The organism is uncultured Henriciella sp. (assembly GCF_964005855.1).
GTDB lineage: Bacteria > Pseudomonadota > Alphaproteobacteria > Caulobacterales > Hyphomonadaceae > Henriciella.
Map to the genome: position 1 here is coordinate 319490 of NZ_CAXFSW010000003.1, position 24902 is coordinate 344391.

The window sequence follows — 24902 nt, forward strand, 5'->3', positions numbered from 1 at the left end:
CCTTGAAATGAGAAAAGACAGACTCCACAAGACCGGTCAACCTAAGGGCCGACAGTCCACGGGATCTTAGTGCGCGCGGACCGGTGCCGGAAGACGTTCACTCTGACCGGTCTTCCCGGCTTCCCGCGCAAGAGAAGATGATGCTTCCTCAGTGTCTGTTTGCAGACGCGACAGGAATTCGCTCTTGGAAAGACCCGCCTCAATTGGTTTCAGGAATTCCAGGACCGCCTTTCCCGGCGTCTTTCGAATGTCCTGTTGCCGCCAGAAAATGCCGAGATTCGTTGCGACGGGCACGACAGGTACATCCATCGTCTTCTGCATGTGCCAGACGCCAGGCTTATACGGAAAGTGGTATCCTGGCGGAGCGAGGTGACCTTCGGGGTAGATCAGGATGCGGCGCCCGTCGGTTTTCGCACGCTGTACGCCTTCCGCAAGCGATTCGGCGCTTCGGTTCCCCCCGCCACACGTATCGATGACAATCGCGCCAAGCTTTCGAAGGATGCCGCCCACGAAGGGATACTTCTCCAGATGGTCACCCGTGACGAAGACCAGATTCTCCACCTCCGGATAGACCAGAAAGCCGTCGCCCCAGCTCTGATGCTTCGCCGCGACAATGAAGGCGCCCTGCGGCAGGTGCTCGCGGCCCCGCACCTCAATATGGATTCCCGCAATCCAGCGAAGGCAAAACCTCACCGAGCACGTGTAGGTCCGCACCAGCCATCGAATAGCGCCGCTTCCCGGCAGCAGCATGGCGGGCAGGGAGAGAAGGATACATAGCAGGGAGAGCGCATAATAGGCGCCCGTGAACAGAAGACCTCTGATCATGGTTGTCTCCAGATCTATTTCTGATGAAGGATCGCCAGGATGGTGCGGGTGAAGGTCGGCGCGTGCGCCGAGAAAGGGCCCGGCAAGCGGTTGTAGACCTTGTTCTGACCCGCCTGCATCACGACGCCCAGACACATGGCCGTCGTCAGCGCCGGATCCCCTTGCGGAATCTCTCCGGACTCCATCATCGCCCCGATCATCTGTTCGAGAATCGACACCGGATCGTCCTTACGGCGCACGTCATGCGGCAGGAATTTATTCAGCGAGACGAGGTGGAAAGAAAAGAGCAGCCAGTCCTCGTCCGCCAGGGCGCAGTAGGCTGTAACGGCTCGTTCCACCCTCTGCGCCAAGGACCCGTCCTGCGTAAGGGCCGCCTGAAGCATCTCGCCCAGCCGGTTGTGGGTCGCCATGAAAAGGGCCAGCGCGAGTTCATCCTTTCCTTTGTAGTGGCGATAGAGCGCGCCCTCAGAGACGCCGGCAATGGAGGCGATCTCGCGCGTGGTGGCCGCGTCTATGCCCTCATCGACAAACAGCTTCAGCGCAGCCCGTTCGATCTTCGGGCGGGCATTGCGAACCCGTCCAGGGGAGGAGGGGGCGGGAATATCTGACATGCAATCACCTCTGAAACAGAGCAAGTAATAAGTGAGCGCATACTCACTACCGTGTTTTCTGAGTCTGTCAACGCCTATCCGTTCCGGTATCGCTCACACGTCTGTGTCATCATGCACTGCAATCGCGCATTGATCGGTCTTGTTTGCAATGTAAGCCCTCCACAGATATAGCCACGAGCCTGAAATCCGCGGAGAAACAGAGCATGTATTCACGTCTGGCCACTGCAGGCCTTTTGTCAGCGACCCTTGCCCCGATGGCGATGGCACAGGAGGCCGGCGGCGCGACTGGCGGCATCATCGGTCAGCTTATCTTTTTCGTACCGCTGATCCTGATTTTCTATTTTCTGCTTATCCGTCCCGCAAACCAGCGTCAGAAGAAGCATCGCCAGATGATCGAGGCCGTCGCCAAGGGTGACACGGTGATCACCTCGGGCGGCCTGATCGGCAAGGTGATCAAGGTGACGGAGCAGGAACTGAACGTCGAACTTGCCGAGGGTGTGAGGGTGCGCGTGGTCAAGGCGATGATTGCCGATGTGCGCGGCAAGAATGAGCCCGCACCGGCCGCCAACGATTCCAAAGCGTCCTGAGCACTCTGAGGGGAGTGGGCCATGCTGAATTTTCCGGCCTGGAAAGTCGTCCTGATTCTAATTGTGCTCGTATGGGGCGCCCTCATGGCGCTTCCAAACGCTTTTTCCGACGGCTTTCTGGGCGTTGCGCCGAGAGAACCCCAGTCGGACGCGCCGCAGGATATTGCGGCCTATGAGCAACAGCTGGGAGCGGCCGAGGACTCCTGGTGGCCGAGCTTCCTGCCCACCGGCAAGGTCAATCTCGGTCTCGACCTTCAGGGCGGTGTCTACCTCCTCACACAGATCGACCCGGAAGAGGTTGCAGCCAACCGGCTTGAAACGCTTCAGACCGACATCGTTCAGGCGCTGAACCGCGATCCGCTGATCGAGCGTAATGTGCCCGAACAGCAGGGAACTACTTTGCCGATCCAGCTTCGCAACGCCGAAGATATGGATGATGCCCTTCGCCGGCTCCGGCGGATCAACCCGACCGTCGGCGCGACAGGCGGTCAGAAGGTCCTCTCCATCGAGCAGACCGCACCGGAGAGAATTCTGGTCAGCGTGAGCGAAGACGCCCAGCAGGCGCTCGCAGCCGATGCCCAGAGCACCATGATCACCATCATCCGCCGTCGCCTCGACCCCGATGGCGTCAGTGAAATTTCTATCACGCCGCAGGGTGACACCCGGATCGTGATTGAGGCGCCGGGCGAAGCCGATCCGCGCCGCATCAAGAACATATTGAGCCAGGCTGGCCGGCTGACCTTTAATATGGCGAATACCGACCAGTCCTCCATCAATGCGGCACAGGCGACGCGTCCACCTCCGGGTTTCGAACTTCTGGAAGATCAGCTCGGCCGTCTCATCCTGGTCAATCGCACTCCGGTGGTGACAGGCAGCGACATCGCAACGGCCAGTCAGGGGCGGGACCCCGACGACAACTCACCTGCCGTGGACTTTCGTCTGAACGGCACAGGTGCCGAACGGTTCGGTCAGACCACGGCCAGCAATCGCGGACGCATCTTTGCGATTGTACTTGATGGCACAGTCATGTCGGCCCCGCGTATCAATGAGCCGATCTGGGGCGGCAATGTTCAGATCACCGGCGATTTCGAGCTGGAGGAAGCTCAGGATCTTGCCGACATCATTGAAGCGGGCGAGCTTCCTGCCAAGCTGAACTTCATTGAGGAACGCACTGTGGGCCCCGGCCTCGGGGCCGATTCGATCAGGGCCGGCACCAATGCCAGCCTTATCGGTCTTGCGCTTGTGGGCGTATTCATGATCATCGCCTATGGTCTGATCGGCGGCTTCGCTGTGGGCTCGCTCCTGTTCAATATTGTGCTCATTCTCGGCGCGCTTTCCGGTCTTGGCGCCACCCTGACGCTGCCCGGCATTGCGGGTATCGTGCTGACAATCGGTATGGCGGTGGACGCCAATGTGATCGTCTTTGAACGCATCCGCGAAGAGCAGCAAAATGGCCGTTCGCCCACCACGGCCGTGATTGCGGGGTATGAGCGTGCGCTTTCATCGATCCTCGACGCAAACATCACGACCTTCATTGCCGCTGCGATCCTGTATCTGCTTGGCTCTGGCCCCGTTAAGGGCTTCGCCGTGACGCTTGCGATCGGTATCGTCACATCCGTGTTTACGGCCTTTGTCGTGACCCGCTGGTTCACCGCGATGTGGCTGCGCGCTGCGCGTCCACGCAAGCTCTCGATCTAGAGGACCCGCTATGCTGCTTCAGTACTGGCCAAAGAGCACAAACGTCCCCTTCATGTCATACAGGTTGCCGGCGCTCCTGTTCTCGGCGATCCTGATCGCGGCGTCCTTTGCCCTTATTTTCACAAAAGGCCTCAATTTTGGCATCGACTTCGCCGGTGGGTCCGTCATCGAGATTGAGCAGCCGGAGGGCGTTCAGGAAGAAGATGTACGCGAGGTAATGAGCAGTCTCGACCTTGGTGAGGTCGGCGTAAACGCCGCACGTGGTACCGGTGTTGAAGGCGTCGAAGTTATCGTCATCCGCTTTGCGACCCAGCAGGCCGAAGAGGGCATGGACCAGGATACAGCCCAGCAGCAGGCCAATGATCGTGTCCGCGCCGCTCTCAACGAAGCATTTTCTGGCGTTAATGTCCGCAGCAGTGCGGCGGTCGGCCCCAAAGTGTCTGGGGAGCTTCTGCGCAGCGGCCTCATGGCGCTGGGCGTCGCGCTATTGTTGATGATGGCCTATATCTCGGTGCGCTTCCAGTGGAAGTACGCGCTAGGCGCGGTTGCGGCCCTTTTCCATGACGTGATTATCACCATGGGCATGTTCGCGCTGACCCAGTTTGAGTTCAACCTGTCGACAATTGCTGCCCTGCTGACCATCGTCGGTTACTCGATGAACGACACGGTGATCGTCTTCGACCGGGTTCGAGAGGAAGCACGCAAGTACAAGAAGATGGAGGCCGACAAGGTCATCAACCTGGCGGTCAACCAGACCATGTCGCGGACATTGCTCACCTCCGGCACGACGCTTCTGGCCCTGCTGAGCATCTACCTCTTCGGCGGCACCGTGCTCAGCGGAATGAGTTTCGCGCTGATTTTCGGTATCGTTATCGGGACATACTCTTCGGTCTTCGTCGCCTCCGCTGTCCTGTTGCTCCTCGGCCTCGAGCAGGGCGAGAAACAGCGCAAGGAAGTCGAAGGCTTTCAGGGCGTCTGAAGGAAACGTCCCTCAGACTCACGCTGCGGCTCTAGAAAGAGAACTGTTCGCGCAGGATACGCTCATCAAGCGCGTGGCCGGGATCGAAAAGCATGGTCAGCGGCTTGCTGCGGTCTTCGGTAACGAAGACCTTCGCAATGTCACGAACTTCCTGATTGTCGGCCGCTGCAGCCACGGGGCGCCGGTTCGGCTCGACAATCTCAAACTCCACCTTGGCATCGTGGCGAAGAAGTGCACCGCGCCAGCGACGGGGTCGGAAAGCGCTGACCGGCGTCAGGGCCAGCAGATTTGCACCAATGGGCAGGATAGGGCCGTGCGCGGACAGGTTATACGCTGTCGAGCCAGCCGGCGTCGCGACCATGATGCCGTCACAGGTGAGTTCACTCATCCGCTCGTTGCCGTCGACACGGATCCGCAGCTTTGCGCTCTGGGCGGTTTCCCGAAATAGTGAGACTTCATTGATTGCAAGACGTTCGAAATGCTCGCCATTCACGTCTGTCGCGGTCATGCGCAGCGGCACCAGTGTGGCTTTCTCGGCCTTGTTGATCCGCTCGATGAGATTGTCCTCAGCGAAATCATTCATGAGGAAGCCGACCGTCCCGCGGTTCATTCCGTAAACCGGCTTCCTGTCGTCGAACCGCCGGCGCATGGCATTCAGCATCGAGCCGTCGCCGCCGAGGGCAACGACGACTTCGGCATCTTCCTCATCGTACTGTCCATAATGCCGCGTCAGCCTTTGCAGGGCTTCCTGGGCTTCGGGCCTGCGAGAGGCGGTGAACGCAATCTTGATCGTCATGGAAAGTCATGTCGCCGTCTGCGGAGCCAAGGTCAAGCGCGCAGGTCGCTGGTGCAATAGGTGATAAATGCTGTATGATGCCCGCAAACAGAACAGGAGGAAAACATGCCGGACGATATGAAGTTAGTTGACGTCAAGAATGCAGTCAGCGCCGAAGAGTGGCAGGCGCGTGTTGACTGCGCGATGCTCTATCGGCTGGTGGCGCTGCATGGCTGGGACGACATGATCTTCACGCACATATCTCACCGCGTGCCCGGCCCGGAACACCATTTCCTCATCAATCCTTACGGCATGTTCTTTGACGAGATCACGGCATCGTCGCTGGTAAAGGTGGATCTCGACGGCAATATCGTCATGGACACGCCTTACTTCATCAATCCTGCAGGCTTCACCATTCACTCAGCCGTTCACGCGAATCGCGAGGATGCGAACGTTGTCATGCACCTGCACACAGATCAGGGTGTGGCTGTCTCTGCCCAGAAGGAAGGCCTCCTGCCGATTTCGCAGACCGCCATGATCGTGCGCGATGACCTCGCCTATCATGACTATGAGGGCGTCGCGCTCGACCTTGATGAGCGCGAGCGGCTGGTGCGCGATCTGGGCCCGGAAAAATCGACCATGTTGCTTCGCAATCATGGTACACTTACCTGTGGCTCAACGGCGGCCATGGCGTTTACGCGCATGTTCTTCCTGGAGCGGGCTTGCTCAATGCAGGTTCAGGCCCTTTCGGCCGGGCGGGACGGTGTTCTTGAATGCGGCCGCGACATACAGGAAAAAGTGGCAGGGCAGGGCTCCAACGGCATGGAAAAGCTCACAGAGCGGCTCGTCTGGCCCGGCCTCAAGCGCAAGCTGGACCGGGAAGCACCGGGCTACGACGCTTGAGGCGCAAGCCTGCGACAAAAGCGGTATAGCGGAAAACACCTATAGAACGCGTACAAAGAGTTTGTCATATAGCCCGGCAAAGACAGTAAGCCTGCGTTCAGGAAGGCAAATGATATGAAACATATCAAGGCATTCGAAGATGCGCTGACAGGTATTCGCGATGAGGGCCGCTACCGCGTCTTTGTCGATCTGCAGCGTCATCGTGGCCAGTTCCCAAAAGCAACCGCCCGTTTTGAATCGGGAGAGCGTGAGATCACCGTCTGGTGTTCGAACGACTATCTCGGCATGGGACAGGACGAGGATGTCCTGGCCTCCATGCATGAAGCCATCGACAGCTTTGGTGCAGGCTCTGGCGGCACGCGCAACATTTCCGGCACGACACGCTATCATGTCGAGCTCGAGAAAGAGCTCGCCGACCTTCACGGCAAAACCGGGGCGCTGCTCTTCACGTCTGGCTATGTGGCCAATGAGGCAACGCTGTCCACGCTGGGCAAGATCCTGCCGGGCCTGATCATCTATTCAGATGAACTCAACCACGCCTCGATGATTGAGGGTATCCGCCGCTCAGGCGCCGACCGCCGGATTTTCCGTCATAATGATGTCGAGCATCTGCGCGCCCTGATGGAAAATGACGACCCGTCGCGTCCAAAACTGATTGCCTTCGAAAGCGTCTATTCGATGGACGGCGATATCGGCCCGATCGAGGCCTTCTGCGATCTTGCAGATGAATTCGATGCACTGACCTATCTCGACGAGGTGCACGCGGTCGGCATGTATGGCGAGCAGGGCGCAGGCGTTGCCCAGCGCGACGGCATCATGGACCGTGTCGACATCATCGAAGGCACGCTCGGCAAGGCTTATGGCGTGATGGGTGGCTATATCGCCGGCCACGACACGATGATCGATGCCATCCGCTCGATGGCATCTGGTTTCATCTTCACCACATCGACCTGTCCGGTCATGGCAGCCGGTGCACTCGCCAGCGTCCGCAAGCTCCGGTCCGATGCGGGCCGTGCGCTGCGCGCCGATCACCAGGCCAAGGCTGCCCAGCTCAAGGACAAGTTCCGCAAGGCTGGTCTGCCCGTCATGGACAGTGTCACGCACATCGTCCCGCTTCTCGTGGGCGATCCTGAAAAGTGCAAGGCACTCTCCGACACGCTCCTTTTCGATTTCGGCATCTATGTGCAGCCGATCAACTATCCGACCGTTCCCCGTGGCACAGAGCGCCTGCGCTTCACCCCGGGGCCGGTGCATGATGAAGTCATGATGGATGAGCTTGTCGCCGCCATTCTCGCCGTCTGGAAGCAGCTCGGCCTCGAACAGGAAGCCGCCTGATCTGCGGCCTTCCGGGCCTGGTGCGGCAATAACCGCTCCTCGGTGAAGTTTTTCTGCGAGCAGGGTGTGCGTTTGCGCGCCTTGCTAGCAGGCGAAATGCCTCTTAAACGAGAGCCAAGCGCTACCGAATAGGAATTTGTCCATGCCCGATACGTCTGCTGCCGCGAGTTTCGACCTGAACCGTTTCTTCTCGACGAGCGTGCAGGACTCCGACCCCGAACTTGCCGACGCCCTTGCCAAGGAGCTGGATCGTCAGCAGCACGAAATCGAACTGATCGCCTCGGAAAACATCGTTTCCAGAGCCGTTCTGGACGCTCAGGGCTCTGTCCTCACTAACAAGTACGCGGAGGGCTACCCCGGTAAGCGCTACTATGGCGGCTGCCAGTTTGTAGACCTTGCTGAAAATCTCGCAATCGACCGCGCAAAGAAGCTCTTCGGCTGTGACTTTGCGAATGTGCAGCCCAATTCCGGCTCGCAGGCCAACCAGGCCGTATTCCAGGCGCTTATCAAGCCGGGGGACACCATTCTTGGCATGAGCCTTGATGCCGGCGGACACCTCACACATGGCGCAAAGCCAAACCAGTCTGGCAAGTGGTTCAATGCCGTCCAGTATGGCGTGCGCAAGGAAGATGACCTTATCGACTTCGACGAGGTGCGGAAGCTGGCCAAGGAACACCAGCCCAAACTCATCATCGCGGGCGGATCGGCTTATCCACGCCAGATCGATTTCGCGAAATTCCGGGAAATCGCTGATGAGGTTGGCGCATGGTTCCTCGTCGACATGGCGCACTTTGCAGGCCTTGTGGCGGGCGGTGCGCACCCAAATCCACTCGACCACTGCCATGTCGCCACAACGACCACGCACAAGACCCTTCGTGGGCCTCGCGGCGGCATGGTGCTGACCAATGACGAAACGATTGCCAAAAAGGTGAACTCGGCCGTCTTTCCGGGTATTCAGGGTGGCCCGCTCATGCATGTGATCGCGGCCAAGGCTGTCGCTTTCGGTGAGGCGCTCACCGATGACTTCGGCACCTATGCGGCCAATGTCGTGAAGAATGCGCGCGCCATGGCCGCTGCGGCGAAAGAGTCCGGCCTGGATCTCGTTTCCGGGGGCACCGACACGCACGTCGCCTTGATCGACCTTCGTCCGAAGAAGGTGACGGGCAAGGATGCCGAGGCCGCCCTGGGGCGCGCCTACATCACCTGCAACAAGAACGGCGTGCCGTTTGACCCTGAAAAGCCTGCCATCACCAGTGGCATCCGTGTCGGCTCCCCCGCTGGTACGACCCGCGGATTTGGTGAGGCCGAGTTCAGGCAGATCGGCGAATGGATCGGCGAAATCGTCGATGCGGTGGCTGCAGGCGACTCCGCAGAGACAGAAAATCGCGTGGCCGAAGAGGTGAAGGCGCTTACGGCCCGCTTCCCGATCTATCAGTCATAGGTAAGCGCTCCCGTGAAGTGCCCCTTCTGCACAGCCGACAATACAGCGGTAAAGGATTCCCGGCCGGCCGAGGACAATACCGCTGTGCGTCGCCGCCGAGCCTGCGAGGTCTGCGGCGGCCGGTTCACGACATTTGAGCGTGTCCAGCTCCGCGAGATCATCGTGGTCAAGCGCGATGGCAAACGTGCGCTTTTTGACCGTGAGAAAGTCGCCAAATCCGTCACTATCGCCCTGCGCAAGCGCGCCGTCGGCGATGAAAGTGTCGAGCAGCTTGTCTCCGGCATTGTCCGCAAGCTGGAGAGCAGTGGCGAGACCGAAGTGACCTCAGCCGATATTGGTGAGCTTGTCATGGATGCGCTCAGAACGGTCGATCCTGTTGGCTATGTCCGCTATGCCAGCGTCTACAAGGACTTCAGGGATCCTGCTGACTTCGCGAAATTCATCGATTCGTCGGCTCTGGAAGAGCCGGAGAAGGACGAGTGAGCCACAACGTTTCAGTCACGTTGAAGATCGCGACCTCCCTTGACGGAAGAATCGCTCTCGCCAATGGCGTCAGCCAGTGGATCACGAACAGCAAGTCGCGCGCCCGCGTTCATGAAATGCGCGCCGCGCACGATGCGGTCCTGGTGGGGATAGGGACTGTGCTTGCCGATGACCCCATGTTGACGGCACGCACCGTACCGGCCCCTGAAACGCAGCCCGCACGTATCGTTGCAGATAGCCGTTTGCGCACGCCGCCGCATTCAAGACTGGTGGAATCCGCTGGACTGGGGCGCGTTATACTTGCCCATGAGGATCATGCGGACATCGCCCCGTTTGAGAGGACTGGTGCGGAAACCTGGGCAGTCGGCAGCCAGGAACACAGACTGGATCTGAAGGGCCTGCTTCGCCGGTGCGAAGCTGAGGGACTGACCCGCATCTTTCTTGAGGGCGGAGGTACGCTGGCAGCCAGCTTCCTGAAGGCTGGTTTCGTCAACGAAATTGCCTGGTTTCGCGCGCCCATTCTCATTGGCGGGGACGGCATCCCTGCAATTGGCGCGCTTGGCCTCGAACAGATGCCGCAAACAAGTCGCTGGCATTTGAAGACGCGCGAGTCCTATGATGACGACTGGCTGGAAATCTGGCGCCCCGTCTAAGAGCTGCACCTCAGACTGATATTGACCCAGCGAGAGTGATTGGTGCCAGCCCAGCTCATGCCTATATCGGCCCTCAAAGAAGGGGAGAGACCATGTTTACCGGACTGGTGACCGACATCGGAACCGTCGAGGCGATCGAAGATACAAACGGCCTTCGCCGCATGCGTATCCGTTCTGCCTATCCCGCGGATAACATCACGCTGGGTGCGTCCATCATGCATGCCGGTGTTTGCCTGACTGTTGTCGATTTCGGCACGGCCGGGCAGGGCAGCTGGTTCGATGTCGAAGCCGTCCCCGAAACCCTGTCGCGCACCATACTCGGAGAGCTTGAGACCGGGTCCCGCATCAATCTCGAACTTTCCCTGAAGCTTGGCGACGAACTTGGCGGCCATCTCGTCTACGGCCATGTCGATGGTCTGGGCGAAATCGTCTCGATCACGGAAGAAGGCGAGAGTTACCGCCTCAGGATCCGCCCGCCCGCCAATATTGCGCGCTATTTCGCCACCAAGGGCTCGGTCACCGTCAATGGAGTGTCGCTCACGGTCGCAGAAGCCCATGACGATGGAGAGTTCGATATCGCTATCATTCCTCACACCTGGCAGGTGACAACGCTCAGCGCGTTGCAGCCCGGCAGCAAAGTAAATCTTGAGGTCGACATGCTCGCGCGGTACGTCGCCCGGATGATCGGTGCGGACGCACCAGACACCAAAGGTACGCCATGAGCAGCGATCTTCATCACGCCATCTCCTCCATCGATGAAATCATTGAGGACGCGCGCAATGGGCGCATGTTCATTCTCGTCGACGCCGAGGACCGGGAGAATGAGGGCGACCTTGTCATCCCGGCAAGTTTTGCTACGCCCGAAGCGGTCAATTTCATGGCGAAGTTTGGCCGTGGCCTCATCTGCCTTTCCATGACGAAGGAGCGGGCCCGCACGCTTAATCTCGACATGATGGCGCGGGATAACCGGGAAAGCATGCAGACGGCGTTCACCGTCTCTATCGAAGCCAGGGAAGGCGTCACAACCGGGATTTCCGCAGCCGACCGCGCCCGCACGGTAGCGGTCGCCATCGATCCGACCAAGGATCATCACGACATCGTTTCGCCGGGCCATGTCTTCCCGCTTATCGCACGTGACGGCGGCACACTTGTTCGCGCCGGTCACACCGAAGCAGCCGTCGACATTTCCCGTATGGCGGGCCTCTATCCGGCCGGCGTGATCTGCGAAATCATGAATGATGACGGCACGATGGCCCGGCTTCCTGAACTGGTTTCTTTCGCGCAGCTCCATGGCCTCAAGATCGGTACGATCGCGGACCTCATCGCCTGGCGGCGCAAGAATGACCGCTACCTGGAGCGCCGTGTCGAAGCCCCGCTCGACAGCGAATATGGCGACGGGTTCAAGACGGTCGTCTTCCGCAACTCACTGGATAATTCAGAACACATTGCCGTCGTCCATGGCACGATCAGTGCCGATGAGACGGTGCTTGTCCGTGTTCACCGCACAGATATTCTGTCGGATATTCTCGGTCAGAAGGGCCCCCGTGCGGATCTGGTTGAACGGGCCATGAAGATTATCGCGGGCGCAAAGGAGCCAGGCGTCGTCGTCTTCGTGAACACGATGCGCCCGAATTCGATTGCCTCGCGCCTCGGTCTCAAGACCTCGGAGGGCGAGGATGCTCAGATGCCGCTTCGCGAGTACGGAGTCGGCGCGCAGATCCTGCGTGAGCTTGGCGTTCGCAAGATGGTCTTTCTTTCCGACACAAAACCGACCCGCGTGGCCGGTCTCGAAGGCTACGGCATGCAGATCGAGGGCTGGCGCACGCTTACAGAGGACAATTCCTGATGGCCCACCGCATTCTGATCGCGACCTCGCGGTATTACGACCACATCTCTCGCGAACTGGAAGCTGGCGTCGCCGAAGCTCTCGCGGAGGAAGATGTAACGCTTGAGACCATCGAAGTACCCGGCGCATTCGAAGTCCCAGGGATCATCGCCATGGCGGCCGATAGTGGACGCTTCGACGGCTATATCGCCCTTGGCTGCGTCATTCGCGGCGAGACCAGTCACTATGATTATGTCTGCGGCGAGAGCGCACGCGGTCTGATGACCCTTGCTGTGGAGCGCCGCCTCGCCATTGGCTATGGCATTCTCACGGTAGAGAATGAGGAGCAGGCGCTGGCACGCGCCGACCGCAAGCGCAAGAATAAGGGCCGTGACGCGGCCATTGCCTGCCTTGAGATGTTGAAACTGCGCAAGAAGTTCGTGGGATGAACGAAGCCCAGAAACTCCCCTTCGAAGTGATCCGCGCGCGGCGGGCTGGCGCCCGGCTGGCGGCTGTCCAGGCGCTCTACCAGATGGAGCAGACCGGGCGCGGGGCGCGCGCTGTGATTCGAGAGTTCATGGAAGACCGGCTCGGTTTTGGGCCGGACGAGGAACCCGTCGAGGAAGCCGACCCCGACCTCTTCAAGGATGTGCTGCGCGCCACCGTCGATCATCAGTCGGAGATCGACAAGGCGATTCTCGCCCGTCTCAACAAGGGCTGGAAACTCTCGCGGCTCGATTCTACCACCCGCGCTATCCTGCGGGCGGCGACGGCTGAATTCATCGCCCACCCGGAGCTTTCCCGCGCGGTTATCATCGACGAGTATGTTTCGCTCGCCCATGACTTCTTTGAGGCGTCCGAAGCAAACTTCGTCAATGCCGTGCTTGATAATATCGGCCGGGACATTCGCCCCAAAGAGTAGGACACGATGAGCGAGTTTGACTGGATCGACCGCTATCTGCGTCCCATCGTCCGTGCGCCGGGTGCCAGCGGGCTGACCAACGATGTTGCCGTTCTGCGAAGCGACGGGCCGGTCATTGCGACAATGGATACGATTGTCGAAGGCGTGCATTTCCTGAGCACCGATCCGATAGAGACGGTCGCCAAAAAACTGTTGCGCGTGAATGTCTCGGACATTCTTTGCAAAGGCGCGGTTCCACGTGATGCTCTTCTCTCCTGCGCCTGGCCAGCAGAGTTTTCCGAATCTGATTTCGCGGAGTTCTGCCGCGCCCTTGGAGAGGATCTGAAGCAATTGAAGACCAGCCTTGTCGGCGGGGATATGGTCCGGACGCCGGGCCCGCTCACCCTCACCATGACGCTGACGGGGCGCTGCCTCGCAGACGGCCCCGTCTCCCGCAGCGGGGCGCAACGAGGTGATATTGTCTGCGTTACCGGCGAGATCGGCCATGCCGGCTTCGGCCTTGAAGACGCCCGAGCCGGGCGCCAAACCGCTGCAGCTGGCCGCTACCACGTGCCCGTCTTGCCCGGCCGCGAGATCGCGGCCCTGGTAGCCCAGTTCGCCACCGCTTCCATCGACATATCGGACGGGCTCCTCAGCGATACTGCCCACATATCAAGGACCAGCGGCACAGGCATCGCGCTTCGCCTGGAGGATGTGCCCTTCGCGCAAGCTGCCCATACGGCTGAACATGCCCTCCAGCAGGCGACAAGCGGTGATGATTACCAGACCCTCTTCACGGTCCCGTCGGAGAGGAAAGAGGCGTGCCTTGAGGCCGCTCAGCGAAGCGGGCTCCAACTCTCCGTGATTGGCACGGTCACCAACGGCAGCAGCGTGTCGCTCTCCTTCAAGGGCAAGCCGGTGCCACTTCCTTCCAGGTCTGGCTATACGCACTGAATCTCCTGGACCGGCTTTCAGCCGTTTGCGAAGTTTCTTGCTAATCGCGCCTGGGTTTGGCAGCCTCAATCCACAAAAAGGAAAGGGCTGATTCAGACTGAATCAAGCGCTGCACACACAAGGGAGGAAGGGCACACATGACCCTATGGTTCTGGATCGCACTGGCAGCGGGCATCGCCGCAGTGCTGTATGGCTGGCTACAGTCGCGCTCGATCATGAGCGCCGATGCCGGCTCCGAGAGAATGAAGGAAATCGCAAGCGCGATTCAGGAAGGCGCCAATGCCTATCTGAAGCGTCAATATACGACCATCGCCTTGGTCGGCGTCGGCGTCGTCGTCGTCCTCTTCATTGCCTTCAGAAGCTGGGAAGTCCCGGTCGGTTTTGTGATTGGCGCGCTTCTCTCCGGTGCCGCAGGCTTTATCGGCATGAAAGTCTCCGTACAGGCCAATGTCCGAACCACGCAGGCAGCCAGCAAGAGCCTGCAAGGTGGTCTGGCCATGGCGTTCAAGTCTGGCGCGGTAACCGGCCTGCTCGTTGTCGGCCTCGCGCTTCTCGGCGTGGTCGCCTATTACGGCCTCCTCACCGGCGTCGTCGGTTATGGCGCCAGCGACCGTGAAGTCGTCGACGGGCTTGTCGCGCTCGGCTTTGGGGCCTCGCTCATCTCGATCTTTGCACGTCTCGGCGGCGGTATCTTTACCAAGGGCGCCGATGTCGGAGGGGACATGGTCGGCAAGGTGGAGGCCGGCATTCCCGAGGATGACCCGCGCAACGCTGCCACCATCGCTGACAATGTGGGCGACAATGTCGGTGATTGCGCCGGTATGGCCGCAGATCTCTTCGAGACCTTTGCGGTGACGATTGTGGCAACCATGGTCCTCGGCGCGATCTATTTCAGCGGCCTCGGCTATCTCAATTCGATCATGCTTCTGCCGCTCGCCATCTGCGCGGTCTGCATCGTTGCCTCCATCGCGGGCACCTGGTTTGTCCGCCTCGGCAAAGGCTCGACCAACATTATGGGCGCGCTCTATAAAGGTCTCATCGCCACAGGTATCTTCTCGCTGATCGGTCTCGGCATCGCCGTGAATTACGGCCTGCCGAACGGCTTTGGCGAACTTGAAGGGGCGGGGGCCGCGCTTCGCCTTCTCTCAGGTCCTGGCGGTGAAGCTGCCACGGTCACCGGTCTCGATATCTTTTTCTGCGGTGTCGCCGGTCTGGTCGTGACAGCCCTCATCGTGGTGATCACGGAATACTATACTGGCACCGGCTATCGCCCGGTCCGCTCGGTTGCCAAGTCCTCTGAGTCCGGCCACGGCACGAACGTGATCCAGGGCCTTGCCGTCTCACTTGAGTCGACAGCGCTTCCGGCCATCGTGATCATTGCCGGCATCATTCTGACCTTCAATCTTGCCGGCCTTTACGGCATCGCTATCGCGACGACCACGATGCTGGCCCTCGCCGGAATGATTGTCGCGCTCGACGCCTTCGGTCCGGTGACGGACAATGCCGGTGGCATCGCCGAAATGTCGGACCTGCCGGGCGAAGTCCGTGAGACCACGGACGCACTCGACGCGGTCGGCAATACCACGAAGGCTGTAACCAAGGGCTATGCCATCGGTTCTGCGGGCCTCGGCGCGCTTGTGCTCTTTGCCGCCTATTCGGAGGATTTGAGCTACTTCTCGACCAATGCCGCAGAAGGCAGCGTCCTTCTGGGCGTCGATGTGAACTTCTCCATCGCCAATCCATACGTCGTGGTCGGCCTTCTTTTCGGTGGTCTTCTGCCCTTCCTGTTCGGCGGCATGTCGATGATGGCCGTCGGCCGCGCGGCCCAGTCCGTTGTCGAGGAGGTCCGCCGCCAGTTCCGCGAGATGCCGGGCATCATGAAAGGGGAGGTCAAGCCGGACTATAGCCGTGCCGTCGACATCCTGACGCGCGCAGCGATCAAGGAAATGATCGTGCCCTCGCTCCTGCCGGTACTCTCGCCGATCATCCTTCTGGTGGTGATCTGGTGGATCGCTGGGATCGCCTCGGCTCTGGCAGCTGTCGGCGCCATGCTCCTCGGCGTCATCGTGACCGGTCTCTTTGTCGCCATCTCGATGACATCGGGCGGCGGGGCCTGGGACAATGCCAAGAAATATATCGAGGATGGCAATCATGGCGGAAAGGGCTCAGAGGCCCACAAGGCCGCTGTGACCGGCGACACGGTCGGTGATCCCTACAAGGACACTGCAGGCCCGGCCGTGAACCCGATGATCAAGATCACCAACATCGTGGCGCTTCTCATGCTGGCCGTTCTGGCCCACTAGCCTGACGTCAGGGGCAGCCGCCCAAACTAAAAGCCCCGGTCAGATGACCGGGGCTTTTTATGTCGGAAATAATGATGCACCCCTAACCGCCCTAAAGGGCGATACGGGCCAGCCTAGTTCGGCCGGCGGCCTGTCGGATTGCCAGGTGTTGCTTCGTTGGTCTGGGGCAGGACAGCGCGGCCGACATTGCCGAAAATCTGCTCCCAGATGCCGAGCTCGCGCCCGCGGGTCGGCGTCTCACGCGAAGCATAATTGATGACGCGGCCATCCTCCTGGTCGTATTCCAGCACTTCCTCGACAACGTCCTCGTCACTGAACCGGATCGCGGTCACCGTGCGGCTTGAAATCTTCGGCAGATAGAAGGCGAAACGCTCCTGGATCGTCGTGATGTACATCCAGGTATTGTCGTCGAACACGCTGCGGGTCGAAGGCGATCCAAGCTGGGCGAGAACAGTCGAACGGGTATCCACGCCAGGCGTGATCTGGTTCGGCGCCACTTCGTCCGGGGCATAGCCATGATAGGCCTTCACCGGGGAAATGCAGCCAGCTGTCAGGCAGGCCAGTGCCACGCTCGCAAGAATGGTACGATGTGCCATAAGCAGTTCCTTTCGCTCCTGTTTCGCTTACAGGGCAGTGCAGGCGATTGGCAAGTTACAGAGCGCAGATATGAAATGGCTTCGACCCCTTTTCACAAGCAGAAAAACACGCGCCCAGGCAAGCGCGGCCGAACGCCTTCACGTCTCGATACGAAATGCCGCGCGGAACCCGGCGCTCTATGGCGGCGCGTCACTCCCCGACACGCTGGACGGGCGCACCGCTGCCCTGGCGCTGTTTTCCGGTCTCGTGACAACTAGACTGGCCGCAACCGGCGCAGAGGGGCGGCAGATCTCAACCCGTCTCACCAACCGAATATTTGATGAGATCGATGCCGGCCTTCGCGAAACCGGCGTGGGTGACGCATCTATTGCCCGCAAGGTCCGCGCGATCGGAGAGCGATTTGTCGGTCTGGGTATAGCGGTGAATGAGGCCTTTATCGGCGACACCCCTGAAACATCGCTCATCGCATTGCTGGAGCGCAATGGTCTTGCGACAGGCGAAGGCGCGTCCCATGTCGCTGGCGCACTCATACGGGCGCACCAGCAGCTCAACGCGCAACCAGACGAAGATCTTATCAGCGGTCACACCGCATGGCAGCAATGATGAAATACCCGCACAAGTTGCTCACAGTCAGTTGCGCTGGCAGGACCAGCTGCGTACTGTCCCGCCAACTCAGGATCGGCACTGTCTAACAGATGAGCGAACTCACTCTTTCAATTGACGCAATGGGCGGCGACGCTGCGCCGGACGTCGTTCTGGACGGCATCCAGCAGTTCAGCGAGGAAGGCAAGGACACGCGTTTCCTGCTTCACGGCCGCCAGGCAGAGCTTGAAGAAGGCATAACTGCGCGCGGACTGTCCGCAATTTGCGAAGTCTGTGATCAGCCCGAAGTCGTCGCCATGAACGCCAAGCCCTCATCGGCCCTGCGCAAGGCAAAGGGTACGAGCATGTGGAGCATGATAGAGGCGGTAAAGGACGGGCGGGCCGCTGCGGGCGTCTCCGCAGGCAATACCGGCGCACTCATGGCCATGTCGATGCTGGCCCTGCGCAAGATGGAGGGCGTGCATCGTCCCGCCATGACGGCGGTGTGGCCAACGCTTGAAGGGCGCTGCGTGGTTCTTGATGTCGGCGCCAATCTGGACGCTGACGCCGAACAGCTTATCGAATTCGCCGTCATGGGCGAATCCTACGCACGCGCGGTTTTCGGCAAGGAGCGCCCGACCGTCGGCCTTCTCAATATCGGCGCCGAAGAAGAAAAGGGTCCCGACGCCATACGGCTTGCCGGGGAGATTCTCCGCAACCGCGATCTCGGCATAGATTTCAGGGGATATGTCGAAGGCAATGATATCTCGATGGGGGCTGTCGATGTCGTCGTGACAGATGGCTTTACCGGAAATGTCGCGCTCAAGACTGCAGAAGGCACGGCCCGTCTGGTGTCGACCTATGTTCGTCAGGCGCTGACCGCCAGCCCGCTCAGCAAGATGGGCGCCTTGCTGGCAGGGCCGGGCCTCAAGGACCTTCGGAAAAAGATGAACCCCTCCAGCGTCAATGGCGGGGTATTGCTTGGTCTCAACGGTGTCGTTGTCAAAAGCCATGGCGGCGCCGATGCCGATGGCTATGCAACAGCCATACGGCTCGCCGCGAACCTGGCACATAGCAATTACATGCAGGAAGTCGCCACAGGCCTTGTGCGAGTATCGAAACAGGGCATCGGCTCAGAATCGGTCGACGGATGAATACACAGCGTAGCTTTATAACGGGGACCGGTTCCTATCTGCCGGCTCGAATCCTTTCCAATACTGACCTCGCCGGAATGGTAGACACGTCCGACGAATGGATTCGCGAACGTACCGGCATTGAGCAACGCCATATTGCGGCTGAGGGAGAGCTGACCTCCGACCTCGCCACAGCTGCGGCCAGAGCCGCGCTGGAGAATGCGGGTGTCGAGGCCAGCGAGATCGACCTGATCGTGCTCGCGACGACGACACCCGATAATACCTTCCCGGCCACAGCCACGACTGTTCAGCACAAGCTCGGAATCACTGATGGCGCGGCCTTTGACGTTCAGGCGGTTTGCTCGGGTTTCCTCTTTGCGCTCGCAACGGCCGATTCGATGCTCCGCCAGGGCCTGTTCAATAATGCGCTGGTCATTGGTGCAGAAACCTTCACCCGCATCCTCGACTGGTCGGACCGCTCCACCTGCGTTCTGTTCGGCGATGGGGCAGGAGCCGTGGTCCTGCAATCAGGAGAAGGCGAAGACGATCAGGGCGTCATCTCGCACCATGTGCGCACCGACGGGTCAAAGAAGGAGCTTCTCTATGTCGATGGCGGCGTGTCATCGACTGGTACGATCGGTCATGTCCGTATGCAGGGCAATCAGGTCTTCCGCCATGCCATCGCCAATATCTCGAGCGCCGTACAGGCCGTTCTGTCTGACACAGGACATGATATTGCGGACATCGACTGGTTCGTTCCCCATCAGGCCAATCAGCGGATTCTGAATGGCGTTGCAAAGCGCCTTGGCCTTGACGAGGAGAAAGTCATTTCTACCGTCGCAAAGCATGGCAACACATCGGCAGCATCCATTCCTCTTGCCCTTGATCAGGCAATTCGTGACGGGCGCATCCAAAAGGGCGATCTTGTGCTAAGTGAAGCTATGGGCGGCGGCTTTTCCTGGGGCGCCTGTCTCTTTCGGCTGTAATCTTTTCGTTAAGAAATCAGCCATACCTGTTAACCAGAGGAGCTGAGTTCGTGAGCAACAAGACTGTCACAAGAGTAGAGCTTTCAGACGCCATCGTTCGCGAAGTCGGCCTGACCCGTCAGGAATCGGGCGACATTCTCGACCGCGTGCTGGATCTCATCGGCAAGAGCCTCGAACATGAAAATGAGGTCAAACTGTCTCGCTTCGGCAATTTTGTCGTCCGCAAGAAGGCGGCCCGGGCAGGGCGCAATCCGAAAACGGGTGTCGAAGCCAAGATTTCGGCCCGCCGGGTCGTGACGTTCAAACCCTCTCCGCTCCTCAAATCCGCCGTTGAATCAGATAAGGACTAGAGGGGACATAGATGACCAATGCCGCAAAGCGGGTGAAGAAATCCGCAGATGCCTACCGCTCAATCGGAGAAGCTGCAGAGGAACTGGGTCTTCAACCCCATGTTCTGCGCTATTGGGAAGGCAAGTTTAAGCGGCATCTCAAACCCATGAAGCGTCCCGATGGGCGGCGCATGTTCCGCCCCGAGGACATGAAGGCACTCAGGGCCATCCAGATCCTGGTCCATAAAAAAGGCTTCACACTGAAAGGCGCTGCCCAGCTGCTGAATGAGCAGGGGCTTGAAGCCGTCCTCTGCGGTGAGGCGAATGTACTGGCTGCGAACCAGAAGCCCGGAAAAGAAGAGCTCGCGGGCGCCAGTCCCGCCCGCCAACTTCAGGAATCGGTCCGCGCCGCCTTCGCCTATGAAGAAGACACCCCGAAACCTGCAGCGCCCTCACGCTCGCGCCTGGAAACGATGCTGTCAGACCTTGAGGACATCAAGGCGCGTCTGGATGCGGCCCGGCTGAACAAGGCTGCGTAACCCGCAGCACAGGCGATTGCATTCCCTGAGAAGCATGATTAAGCAGGCGCCTTGAGTCGGAGCGTAGCGCAGCCCGGTAGCGCACTTGTCTGGGGGACAAGGGGTCGTGGGTTCGAATCCCGCCGCTCCGACCATTTCCTGCTTATTCGCGGTCGAGCTGCGCCCTGTAGAGGGTCGCCTTGACCGCCTTTTGCCAGCCCGAGACAAGCTGTTCGCGTTCACTTTCCACCATATCGGGCGTGAACACCGTTTCCGACTGCCAGAGCCGCTCCAGCGTCTCAATATTCTCATAGACGCCCGATTGCAGGCCCGAGAGGAAGGCGGCACCCCGCGCGGTGCTTTCAATCATGTCAGGCCGGTCGATGGTTGTAGCGGTCACATCCGCCATAAATTGCAGGAACCAGCTATTGGCCACCATTCCCCCATCGACCCGGATCCGTCCGGTATCGAAGCCATCGGCATTAAGCGCGTCCAGCAGGTCCAGCGTCTGATAGGCAACCGACTCCAGGGCCGCGCGGGCAATATCGGCGCGATCGGTTCCTCTCGTAAGACCGAACATGCTGCCGCGGGCTTCGGCGTCCCAGTGTGGCGCCCCGAGACCGGTAAAGGCAGGAACGAAATAAACACCGTCATTGCCCCCCGCGGATCTCGCCAGCGCCTCGGTTTCGCCGGCGCTCTCGATGATCTGAAGACTGTCGCGCAGCCATTGCGACACCGCACCTGCGATGAAGATCGATCCTTCTACGGCAAACTGCGGCGCGCTGCCTGTCCGGCAGGCCACTGTCGACAAAAGTCGGTTCTTGGACAGCAGACATTCCTCGCCCGTATTCGCCAGGAGGAAACAACCTGTCCCATAGGTGCTTTTGACCATGCCGGGATGAAAACAGGCCTGACCGAATGCAGCGGCCTGTTGATCGCCAGCGACACCAGTGACGGGCAGGGGGCGTCCGAACCATTCGGCATCTGCCTCGCAGAAAGACGAAGCGCTCGGTTTCACCTCGGGCAGCACGCTGCGGGGAATATCGAGCAGCGCCAGCAAGTCCTCATCCCAGTCCCGGGTCTGGATGTTGTAGAGCATGGTGCGGCTTGCATTTGTCTCATCGGTGACATGAGCCCGCCCGGTACTCAGCCGGTACATGAGGAAGCTGTCCACAGTCCCGAACGCAAGCTCGCCAGCCGCGGCGAGCTCTGCCGCCTCGCGATTGTTATCCAGAATCCAGCGCAGTTTTGTCCCTGAAAAATAGGGGTCTATTGTCAGGCCGCTACGGGCGTTCACGAGGGCTTCATGCCCCTTTGCGCGAAGCTGGTCGCACATGGCCGCCGTGCGCCGGTCCTGCCAGACGATGGCGCGGCCGATAGCTTCGCCGGTCCTGCGGTTCCAGACCAGGACCGTCTCCCGCTGGTTGGCGATTCCGATAGAGACGACGCGCCCACCCGTTTTCGTTTCGCCAGCCTCCATAGCCTCGCGCGCAGTCGTCAGCGTCGTTTGCCAGATGTCGGCTGGATCATGCTCAACCCAGCCGGAGTGGGGGAAATGCTGGCGAAATTCCTGCTGGGATGTTGCCACCACAGCGCCGGATGCGTCGAAAACCATCGCGCGGCTGGACGTGGTCCCCTGGTCGAGTGTGAGGATCAACGGGTCTGACATGGCGATACTCCAGCGTTTCGATTCTCTCCACAGGGCCCTGCAAATTTCACAGAACGCCCTTGAGGGGATGTTCATCCTTCCTCTCTAGAAGCCTGAGGGTGGTCCGCATAGAGGATTGGCAATGAACGACACACCTCCGCAGGCTGAACACGTCACTCTGGCCAGGAGCGGCCTTCTCGGGCCGATCAACATTCCAGATGATCAGCTCTCGTCGATTCGTGAGAAACAGCTTCTCACGGTCGGCTCGCTGCTGCCTGTGATTGGTCTGGCCAACCTGGTCAATGCGGCCGTCGTCATGATGTCCTTCTCGAACACGCCGGCAAACCGTCTGCTGGGCGGCTGGTGCTTCATTATGGTGATTGCGACCACAATCATGCTGGTAGGCTATTTCTCCTTGCGCAAAGGCAGACGGGCGCGGGAGATGGGCTCTGCCGAGGAACGCACCAAGGCTGGCATAGAGCGTTTCGCCCGGTTTGCCTCCTTCCTCGGCATGCTGTGGGGCATCCTGCCTCTTTTGATCATTCCCCTGACAGACCCCACCAACCAGCTCGCTGTGACCTCCATCGTCGCAGGGGTCATGTTTGCTGGTGTATTGCTTGTCGGGCGCATTCCGGAAGCTGCGGTCGGTTTTCTCGTCCCCACGGTCATCGGCTATATTGTCGGCCTGCAGCTCGGCCAGGATCCAAGAAATGACTTCCTGTCGGTTCTCGCCTTTGTCTATGCGGTCGTACTCTACGCGTCCTCGCGCTGGTCTTTTGCTCAATTCGTCGAACAGCATCTCAGCAGCACCGCCGTAAAACAGCAGGCCCAGCTCATCGGCCTGCTGCTCAGGGACTTTGAGGAAAGCACGTCAGACTGGCTCTGGCAGACCGATGAAAATCACGCCCTGATCGATATTCCGCTGGAAACCATGCTGGATCAGAACAACCTCGAAGTCATGGCGAAGGGCGCGGCCCTCGAAACGCTGTTCAGGCCAAGCGATGAGGCCAGGGCGCTGTCACGAAGCCTTCAACGCCAGCAAAGCTTCCGGGACCTGGTTCTGGAAGTTGAGGGGGAAGAGGAAACCTGGTGGTCTCTCACGGGTAAGCCGATCTTCGATGCCTCCGGCAAATTCCAGGGCTTCCGGGGCGTAGCCTCGGACATCACGCAGGCCAAGGCGATTGAAGATCGCATTGCTTTCATGGCGCATTACGATCCGCTGACCTCCCTGCCAAACCGGGCCTATCTTCAGGAAATGCTGGAGAAGGCAGCCCTTCGTCCTGTGCCGGACGGCAACTGCCGTGCGCTGCTCTGGCTGGACCTCGACAATTTTAAATGGGTGAATGACACGCTTGGCCATCCGGCGGGCGATGAGCTGCTGTGCCAGGTCGCCAAACGCCTGCACGACACTGCACCAGATTCAGAGGTGACAGCCCGCCTGGGCGGCGACGAATTTGCCGTCCTTCTGGAGTGTGGCAGCCAGGATGAGCTCATCGATATCGTGAAGACTATGAGCGAGACGCTCAATCGCCCCTATGACATCTGGAGTTCCATCGTTCATTGTGGTGCCAGTATCGGCGTTCGCATCATCGAGCAGCACAGCATGGAGATCCAGACCCTCCTCAAACACGCTGACCTCGCCCTCTATCAGGCAAAGGAAGCCGGCAAGCGCACCTGGTGCATCTTCACACAAAATCTCGCCGAGAAAGCGCGCGCCCGCCAGAGCATCGAGCTCGATCTCAACAGGGCGCTGGAGAACAATGAGCTTCGCCTCTTCTTCCAGCCCCAGCTCAGCGCGCAGACAAATGAGATCATTGGCTGCGAGACCCTGATCCGCTGGGAGCATCCCACGCGCGGCCTGATCGGGCCAGGACACTTCATCCAGCACGCAGAAGACAGCGGCATCATCACGCGCCTTGGTGACTGGGCCCTGCGCGAAGCGCTCGCGGCCGCAAGGCGTCTGCCGGACAATATGCGCGTTGCGGTGAACATTTCGCCGCTGCAGATCCACAGTTCGAGCCTGGTCACGACCATTATAAACGCCATTGCCGTCAATCAGATCGACCCGGCCCGTCTGGAGCTGGAGATTACCGAGTCGGTACTCATGAACGATACCGAGTTCACCCTGCAGCGGCTCAAACAGCTCAAGGATATCGGCCTTCGTATCTCGCTGGATGATTTCGGGACGGGCTTCTCCTCGCTGAGCTATCTGCGGCGATTCCCCTTCGACAAGCTCAAGATCGACAAGAGCTTCGTGGAGGATATCGACCATAATCGCGAAAGCCGCGCTATTACGCGGGCCACGCTTCAGATCGCCAAGGCACTCAATATGAGCTGCACCGCAGAGGGGGTGGAAACCGAAACGCAGAAGCAGTTCCTGACCGATATTGGCTGCGACGAGCTTCAGGGATTCCTTATCAGCCGCCCGCAACCGCTCTCGCGGCTCGGCCATCTTTTCGACGTCCTCTCGCAGGAAGAAGCGGATATGCGGCTGGCCGCGCGCGAGAGCGAAATCTCCATGAGCGGCGACGTTATCAAGCTTGGCGCCCCCAATTCTGACCAACGTAAAGCGGCGATGTAGCCCGTCACTACGGCGCCTCGGAACAGCTTTGCAGACGCAGCTGTAACTCGTCTGCATACGGGCGCACTTCACGCTTGACCGGTGCCCATCCCTTGTCTAATCAGGCGCCTCACCGCCAAACGCGGTGGACGATCTGCGCGGGTGTAGCTCAGTTGGTTAGAGTGCCGGCCTGTCACGCCGGAGGTCGCGGGTTCGAGCCCCGTCACTCGCGCCATTTCGTTCGTTCGAAATGGCCAACCACGCAGACAAAAGAAA

Annotated in this window: 25 protein-coding genes and 2 tRNA genes; 22 read left to right on the forward strand and 5 right to left on the reverse strand. The window is 59.8% G+C overall.

Going from position 1 to position 24902, the window contains the following annotated elements; genetic code table 11:
* Positions 1-66: 66 nt before the first annotated feature.
* Together ABNU55_RS07580 and ABNU55_RS07585 are read right to left on the reverse strand one after the other, a co-directional pair.
* A complete protein-coding gene (locus tag ABNU55_RS07580; RefSeq protein WP_290750337.1) occupies positions 67-825 on the reverse strand; it encodes a 1-acyl-sn-glycerol-3-phosphate acyltransferase in 759 nt (252 codons plus the stop codon).
* Positions 826-839: 14 nt separating this feature from the next.
* Entirely contained in the window at positions 840-1436 is a 597-nt protein-coding gene (locus ABNU55_RS07585; RefSeq protein ID WP_290750340.1) for a TetR/AcrR family transcriptional regulator, read from the reverse strand.
* A gap of 203 nt (positions 1437-1639) precedes the next feature.
* Between ABNU55_RS07585 and yajC the strand changes: the two genes are divergently transcribed.
* The 3 genes from yajC to secF are packed head-to-tail and all read left to right on the forward strand — an operon-like array spanning position 1640 to position 4700.
* Entirely contained in the window at positions 1640-2023 is a 384-nt protein-coding gene (yajC, locus tag ABNU55_RS07590) for a preprotein translocase subunit YajC (protein ID WP_290750342.1), read from the forward strand.
* Between the two features lie 21 nt (positions 2024-2044).
* On the forward strand, positions 2045-3721 hold the full coding sequence (secD, locus tag ABNU55_RS07595; protein WP_290750345.1) for a protein translocase subunit SecD: 1677 nt from the start codon (positions 2045-2047) through the stop codon (positions 3719-3721).
* A gap of 52 nt (positions 3722-3773) precedes the next feature.
* Positions 3774-4700: a protein translocase subunit SecF gene (secF, locus tag ABNU55_RS07600; protein ID WP_290750348.1), complete on the forward strand. Its 927-nt coding sequence runs from the start codon at positions 3774-3776 to the stop codon at positions 4698-4700.
* Between the two features lie 31 nt (positions 4701-4731).
* Here secF and ABNU55_RS07605 read toward each other — a convergent pair whose 3' ends face one another.
* The gene (locus tag ABNU55_RS07605; protein WP_290758431.1) at positions 4732-5496 is read right to left on the reverse strand and encodes an NAD kinase; all 765 of its coding nucleotides are present in this window, start codon (positions 5494-5496) and stop codon (positions 4732-4734) included.
* Positions 5497-5601: 105 nt separating this feature from the next.
* Between ABNU55_RS07605 and ABNU55_RS07610 the strand changes: the two genes are divergently transcribed.
* The 11 genes from ABNU55_RS07610 (at position 5602) to ABNU55_RS07660 (ending at position 16273) form a co-directional block, all read left to right on the forward strand.
* A complete protein-coding gene (locus ABNU55_RS07610) occupies positions 5602-6378 on the forward strand; it encodes a class II aldolase/adducin family protein (RefSeq protein WP_290758428.1) in 777 nt (258 codons plus the stop codon).
* A gap of 114 nt (positions 6379-6492) precedes the next feature.
* Positions 6493-7713, forward strand: a complete 1221-nt coding sequence (hemA, locus tag ABNU55_RS07615; protein WP_348764281.1) for a 5-aminolevulinate synthase — start codon at positions 6493-6495, stop codon at positions 7711-7713.
* Positions 7714-7855: 142 nt separating this feature from the next.
* Positions 7856-9154, forward strand: coding sequence for a serine hydroxymethyltransferase (gene glyA, locus ABNU55_RS07620; RefSeq protein ID WP_348764282.1), 1299 nt, complete (start codon positions 7856-7858; stop codon positions 9152-9154).
* Positions 9155-9166: 12 nt separating this feature from the next.
* On the forward strand, positions 9167-9637 hold the full coding sequence (gene nrdR / locus ABNU55_RS07625; protein WP_290758420.1) for a transcriptional regulator NrdR: 471 nt from the start codon (positions 9167-9169) through the stop codon (positions 9635-9637).
* Complete coding sequence (locus ABNU55_RS07630; RefSeq protein WP_290758416.1) at positions 9634-10290, forward strand: RibD family protein; 657 nt, start codon at positions 9634-9636, stop codon at positions 10288-10290. Before nrdR ends, ABNU55_RS07630 begins: the two co-directional genes overlap by 4 nt.
* Before the next feature lie 92 nt (positions 10291-10382).
* Complete coding sequence (locus tag ABNU55_RS07635; protein ID WP_290758413.1) at positions 10383-11012, forward strand: riboflavin synthase; 630 nt, start codon at positions 10383-10385, stop codon at positions 11010-11012.
* Positions 11009-12136, forward strand: a complete 1128-nt coding sequence (gene ribB / locus ABNU55_RS07640) for a 3,4-dihydroxy-2-butanone-4-phosphate synthase (protein ID WP_290758410.1) — start codon at positions 11009-11011, stop codon at positions 12134-12136. Before ABNU55_RS07635 ends, ribB begins: the two co-directional genes overlap by 4 nt.
* On the forward strand, positions 12136-12564 hold the full coding sequence (gene ribH / locus ABNU55_RS07645) for a 6,7-dimethyl-8-ribityllumazine synthase (protein ID WP_290758407.1): 429 nt from the start codon (positions 12136-12138) through the stop codon (positions 12562-12564). The genes ribB and ribH overlap by 1 nt, the downstream gene beginning before the upstream one ends.
* Positions 12561-13037 carry a transcription antitermination factor NusB gene (gene nusB / locus ABNU55_RS07650; RefSeq protein WP_290758404.1) on the forward strand — a complete coding sequence of 159 codons (477 nt, stop codon included), beginning with the start codon at positions 12561-12563 and terminating at the stop codon, positions 13035-13037. The genes ribH and nusB overlap by 4 nt, the downstream gene beginning before the upstream one ends.
* A gap of 6 nt (positions 13038-13043) precedes the next feature.
* Positions 13044-13970, forward strand: coding sequence for a thiamine-phosphate kinase (gene thiL / locus ABNU55_RS07655; RefSeq protein ID WP_290758402.1), 927 nt, complete (start codon positions 13044-13046; stop codon positions 13968-13970).
* A gap of 137 nt (positions 13971-14107) precedes the next feature.
* Positions 14108-16273: a sodium-translocating pyrophosphatase gene (locus ABNU55_RS07660; protein WP_348764283.1), complete on the forward strand. Its 2166-nt coding sequence runs from the start codon at positions 14108-14110 to the stop codon at positions 16271-16273.
* Positions 16274-16386: 113 nt separating this feature from the next.
* Here ABNU55_RS07660 and bamE read toward each other — a convergent pair whose 3' ends face one another.
* Positions 16387-16869 carry an outer membrane protein assembly factor BamE gene (gene bamE / locus ABNU55_RS07665; protein ID WP_290758397.1) on the reverse strand — a complete coding sequence of 161 codons (483 nt, stop codon included), beginning with the start codon at positions 16867-16869 and terminating at the stop codon, positions 16387-16389.
* Between the two features lie 70 nt (positions 16870-16939).
* Between bamE and ABNU55_RS07670 the strand changes: the two genes are divergently transcribed.
* From ABNU55_RS07670 to ABNU55_RS07695, 6 genes are all read left to right on the forward strand, one after another.
* Complete coding sequence (locus ABNU55_RS07670) at positions 16940-17473, forward strand: ubiquinol-cytochrome C chaperone family protein (RefSeq protein ID WP_290758394.1); 534 nt, start codon at positions 16940-16942, stop codon at positions 17471-17473.
* Between the two features lie 92 nt (positions 17474-17565).
* Positions 17566-18606 carry a phosphate acyltransferase PlsX gene (gene plsX / locus ABNU55_RS07675; RefSeq protein ID WP_290758391.1) on the forward strand — a complete coding sequence of 347 codons (1041 nt, stop codon included), beginning with the start codon at positions 17566-17568 and terminating at the stop codon, positions 18604-18606.
* A complete protein-coding gene (locus tag ABNU55_RS07680) occupies positions 18603-19571 on the forward strand; it encodes a beta-ketoacyl-ACP synthase III (protein ID WP_290758389.1) in 969 nt (322 codons plus the stop codon). Before plsX ends, ABNU55_RS07680 begins: the two co-directional genes overlap by 4 nt.
* Before the next feature lie 50 nt (positions 19572-19621).
* Positions 19622-19921 carry an integration host factor subunit alpha gene (locus tag ABNU55_RS07685; RefSeq protein WP_290758387.1) on the forward strand — a complete coding sequence of 100 codons (300 nt, stop codon included), beginning with the start codon at positions 19622-19624 and terminating at the stop codon, positions 19919-19921.
* Positions 19922-19932: 11 nt separating this feature from the next.
* Positions 19933-20439 (forward strand): MerR family transcriptional regulator, encoded by a 507-nt coding sequence (locus ABNU55_RS07690; protein WP_290758384.1) that lies wholly within the window; start codon positions 19933-19935, stop codon positions 20437-20439.
* Between the two features lie 57 nt (positions 20440-20496).
* A tRNA-Pro gene (locus ABNU55_RS07695) sits at positions 20497-20573 on the forward strand.
* A gap of 8 nt (positions 20574-20581) precedes the next feature.
* On the opposite strand, the gene glpK is transcribed toward ABNU55_RS07695, so the two are convergent.
* A complete protein-coding gene (gene glpK, locus ABNU55_RS07700) occupies positions 20582-22087 on the reverse strand; it encodes a glycerol kinase GlpK (RefSeq protein ID WP_290758381.1) in 1506 nt (501 codons plus the stop codon).
* 121 nt (positions 22088-22208) lie between these two features.
* Between glpK and ABNU55_RS07705 the strand changes: the two genes are divergently transcribed.
* Positions 22209-24647, forward strand: coding sequence for an EAL domain-containing protein (locus ABNU55_RS07705; protein WP_348764284.1), 2439 nt, complete (start codon positions 22209-22211; stop codon positions 24645-24647).
* Positions 24648-24784: 137 nt separating this feature from the next.
* A tRNA-Asp gene (locus ABNU55_RS07710) sits at positions 24785-24861 on the forward strand.
* Positions 24862-24902 lie beyond the last annotated feature (41 nt).

Coding starts and splice junctions, on each gene's coding strand:
- ABNU55_RS07580 (WP_290750337.1), bottom strand. CDS start 825: ATGATCAGAGGTCTTCTGTTCACGGGCGCCTATTATGCGCTCTCCCTG.
- ABNU55_RS07585 (WP_290750340.1), bottom strand. CDS start 1,436: ATGTCAGATATTCCCGCCCCCTCCTCCCCTGGACGGGTTCGCAATGCC.
- yajC (WP_290750342.1), top strand. CDS start 1,640: ATGTATTCACGTCTGGCCACTGCAGGCCTTTTGTCAGCGACCCTTGCC.
- secD (WP_290750345.1), top strand. CDS start 2,045: ATGCTGAATTTTCCGGCCTGGAAAGTCGTCCTGATTCTAATTGTGCTC.
- secF (WP_290750348.1), top strand. CDS start 3,774: ATGTCATACAGGTTGCCGGCGCTCCTGTTCTCGGCGATCCTGATCGCG.
- ABNU55_RS07605 (WP_290758431.1), bottom strand. CDS start 5,496: ATGACGATCAAGATTGCGTTCACCGCCTCTCGCAGGCCCGAAGCCCAG.
- ABNU55_RS07610 (WP_290758428.1), top strand. CDS start 5,602: ATGCCGGACGATATGAAGTTAGTTGACGTCAAGAATGCAGTCAGCGCC.
- hemA (WP_348764281.1), top strand. CDS start 6,493: ATGAAACATATCAAGGCATTCGAAGATGCGCTGACAGGTATTCGCGAT.
- glyA (WP_348764282.1), top strand. CDS start 7,856: ATGCCCGATACGTCTGCTGCCGCGAGTTTCGACCTGAACCGTTTCTTC.
- ABNU55_RS07635 (WP_290758413.1), top strand. CDS start 10,383: ATGTTTACCGGACTGGTGACCGACATCGGAACCGTCGAGGCGATCGAA.
- ribB (WP_290758410.1), top strand. CDS start 11,009: ATGAGCAGCGATCTTCATCACGCCATCTCCTCCATCGATGAAATCATT.
- ribH (WP_290758407.1), top strand. CDS start 12,136: ATGGCCCACCGCATTCTGATCGCGACCTCGCGGTATTACGACCACATC.
- nusB (WP_290758404.1), top strand. CDS start 12,561: ATGAACGAAGCCCAGAAACTCCCCTTCGAAGTGATCCGCGCGCGGCGG.
- thiL (WP_290758402.1), top strand. CDS start 13,044: ATGAGCGAGTTTGACTGGATCGACCGCTATCTGCGTCCCATCGTCCGT.
- ABNU55_RS07660 (WP_348764283.1), top strand. CDS start 14,108: ATGACCCTATGGTTCTGGATCGCACTGGCAGCGGGCATCGCCGCAGTG.
- bamE (WP_290758397.1), bottom strand. CDS start 16,869: ATGGCACATCGTACCATTCTTGCGAGCGTGGCACTGGCCTGCCTGACA.
- ABNU55_RS07670 (WP_290758394.1), top strand. CDS start 16,940: ATGAAATGGCTTCGACCCCTTTTCACAAGCAGAAAAACACGCGCCCAG.
- plsX (WP_290758391.1), top strand. CDS start 17,566: ATGAGCGAACTCACTCTTTCAATTGACGCAATGGGCGGCGACGCTGCG.
- ABNU55_RS07680 (WP_290758389.1), top strand. CDS start 18,603: ATGAATACACAGCGTAGCTTTATAACGGGGACCGGTTCCTATCTGCCG.
- ABNU55_RS07690 (WP_290758384.1), top strand. CDS start 19,933: ATGACCAATGCCGCAAAGCGGGTGAAGAAATCCGCAGATGCCTACCGC.
- glpK (WP_290758381.1), bottom strand. CDS start 22,087: ATGTCAGACCCGTTGATCCTCACACTCGACCAGGGGACCACGTCCAGC.
- ABNU55_RS07705 (WP_348764284.1), top strand. CDS start 22,209: ATGAACGACACACCTCCGCAGGCTGAACACGTCACTCTGGCCAGGAGC.